This window comes from Chamaesiphon polymorphus CCALA 037 (assembly GCF_003003845.1).
GTDB lineage: Bacteria > Cyanobacteriota > Cyanobacteriia > Cyanobacteriales > Chamaesiphonaceae > Chamaesiphon > Chamaesiphon polymorphus.
In genome coordinates this window covers 1-2,733 of sequence record NZ_PVWO01000637.1, presented here as the reverse complement: position 1 = coordinate 2,733, position 2,733 = coordinate 1, and the positions used below count along the sequence as shown (strand labels likewise).

Here is a 2,733-nt window from a genome sequence, read left to right as displayed (position 1 = left end):
GATGTGTATAAGAGACAGTATCTAGAATGTACGGTCAAAAATCGAATGGATTGTGGCGATCGGTGGTTGCTTTATGCTGTAGTTGATAATGGCAAAGTATTAGAATTAAATGGTGTTACAGCAATCGATCGACGTCAAGCAAGCAATCAATATTAAGACCGATAATTTAATAAAAATCTTTAGGGACATCCCCTTGTAGGTGCCCTATTCATGCGGAGCAAATCTTTAGGGGTATCCCCTTGTGGATACCCTATTGGTGTGGAAGCTCAGATGATAGTACAATAGATTTATCGAGTTTCTTAAATATATGTCAGAGGAAAGATTAGAACGCATCGAGAATCAACTCAGCCAAGTCATCCAGGCTGTTGGGGTGATGCAGCAGAACATGACAGTGATGCAACAGAACATGATGGCGATGCAGAATCGCATGGATAGTATGGAGGGGACACTGCTGACAACAATGACAGGCGGATTCAATTCACTCCAAAACTATATCATCGATCTCGATACCGATCTGGCAAAAAATGAGCGCAAAACGGAAGATAATGCCAGAAATAATCGCAGATTAAATCAACGGGTAATGAGATTAGAAAACCGTAATGATGATTTTCAGTAGTGTCGATCTTCTAAATATACTGATATTGTGAGAGTGGTGGGCAAATAAGAGCAAGCTCCGCCCTCGTACTGTTATCAAAAATTTGCCCACCCTACGCCTAAAATCCTGATATTGTGAAACTGAAAGACTAGAGATAATTTAAGTATATCGATTAGATCGAGCAATAGCTTTTTGGGAGGAGGCTTTAACTGGATTGGAAACAATGCCGACAAAAAGGTGGAAAGAAATTGACAAAATCAAAAAAATGTTATACTACTGTCAATAATGTTTGAGATCGATCTAAAATGGGTATTCTCTTTGTATGACCACAAATATCATCGGGTAACACTCGGAGAAACTATATGGAACGCTATCGATCTTGCCCAAACTGCGCTTCAGAAAAAGCCGAAGCAATTGGCTTTACTTGGTGGGGAGGAATAGTCGGGCCGAAAATGTTTAACCACGTAAAATGTACCCAGTGTGGCACTACTTACAATGGCAAAACTGGGAAATCGAATCAGACTGCGATCGCTATTTATGTAGGTGTATCGACGGTTGTCGCGATTGCTGTCTTCACAGTAATTACTCCATCGCGCCAGCAAAACAATCCAGCTATTTCGTCCGGTTATAGCGATAATTTAGATCGAATCGCGATCGCGCGATCGTCAGTTGATGCTTAACTTATGATTTAAAGTTCCATTCATCCGACAAAATTGAGTTGCATACCGAACAGATAAATAGATTTTCTTTGCCAATATTGATTTGAGAGCAAAGATCGCAACGTCGAAAAGTAAATTCGGTAGTAAAATGTGGCGGATGAGCGATTGGAATGCGATCGAGTGCAGCTTCAACCCACATTCCGCTAGTTCGATCGCCTAAAAAATAATAAGATCCAGAATCCTTTCATATCAAGCTTTCTAGCGATTTAGTCTCTTTTTGGCGATCGAGAGATTGTTCTCAATAGTCTGAGCTTATTGAGAATATAACTGCTACGATCCTATGGCTTCGTTTTAATTATTTTTCGACCGCCGAAGACGGCGCGCAAGCTTCGCTTGGACTAGCGGAATGTGGGTTCAACATATTGCCAAGATGATATTTCAGGACAATAACCTGTTGACTGATTAGTAATATCGAATATCTCAAGGTACGAGCGATCGCAAGTAATAAATATTTCACCAGCAGATAATACAGACTCTCCACCAGCACAAGCAACATGTTCGGAGTGTCGATCTGCTAATCGAAGATTTCCATCTCGATCGATAACAAAAGTCGCTGCTATTATACGCTCGGCGATTATTTATCGATCGCATATATTGTCAATCCAATTTTTTAAATCTGCGATCGAGCGAATAATTGTGCCACTCGGACAAGTTGCAACAGATAGCCTTATTTCCTCCGAACCGACATAATTATAAGATTTTATTTTGTCCATGTGGCGGCGGGATAAGCTCGATGCAAGTAGATTATCCAATCTTAGAATATATTGCTGCTAAGTACACTAGCAGTGTGGTTTACCGTCAGATTTGGAGTAGCACCACGACTTATGTCGATCGGGACGATCGATTAATCTTGAAACATAGGAAAAGCTGAAACTATTCAGTCGAACATTCTCTCGCTTAACTGTTATCTAGATTTGGTATTGCGCTCCATCTACTCTATAAGTATAAAACGATGGCAACTATTCCCCAACAGGCTTACGGTGACTTTCTCGCAGCAGTTAAAACCAACCGAGTCGAGCGAGTGATAATTAGTCCCAACCGCATTGAGTATACAGTTGTCAGCGAAAATAGCAAAGAAACTTACTTTACTATTCCCGATCTTTTGGCTGATAGTTTGCCAGATTTACTGCAAGCTAATGGCGTAGAATATACCATTCAAAATGCAGCATCCGAATCTTGGTTAGGCACATTACTTGCAGTTGTTTTACCGCCATTAGTTGCTGTCGGTGCGGGTGCTTTGCTACTTAAATATACCGAAAGTAGCGGTGGAGTAATGGGTGTTGGTAAAAGTAAAGCGCGAACTTATGCACAAGGAAAAACTGGCGTTAAATTTACCGATGTTGCTGGTGTCGATGAAGCAAAACAGGAACTCCAAGAGGTGGTTGACTTCCTCAAAAATAGCGACAAATATACGCGCCT

3 protein-coding genes are annotated in these 2,733 nt (G+C 40.9%); all 3 read left to right on the top strand.

Features of this window, described 5'->3' with window-relative positions:
* Positions 1 to 307: 307 nt before the first annotated feature.
* The gene (locus C7B77_RS27580; RefSeq protein ID WP_106312595.1) at positions 308 to 616 is read left to right on the top strand and encodes a hypothetical protein; all 309 of its coding nucleotides are present in this window, start codon (positions 308 to 310) and stop codon (positions 614 to 616) included.
* A gap of 341 nt (positions 617 to 957) precedes the next feature.
* Positions 958 to 1,275: a hypothetical protein gene (locus C7B77_RS27575; protein ID WP_106312592.1), complete on the top strand. Its 318-nt coding sequence runs from the start codon at positions 958 to 960 to the stop codon at positions 1,273 to 1,275.
* A 991-nt stretch (positions 1,276 to 2,266) separates the two neighbouring features.
* On the top strand, positions 2,267 to 2,733 hold a 467-nt coding region (locus C7B77_RS27560; protein WP_342761379.1), incomplete at its 3' end, for an ATP-dependent metallopeptidase FtsH/Yme1/Tma family protein.

Excerpts from the sequence above, each read along its gene's own strand:
- C7B77_RS27580 (WP_106312595.1), top strand. The coding sequence starts at position 308 with ATGTCAGAGGAAAGATTAGAACGCATCGAGAATCAACTCAGCCAAGTC.
- C7B77_RS27575 (WP_106312592.1), top strand. The coding sequence starts at position 958 with ATGGAACGCTATCGATCTTGCCCAAACTGCGCTTCAGAAAAAGCCGAA.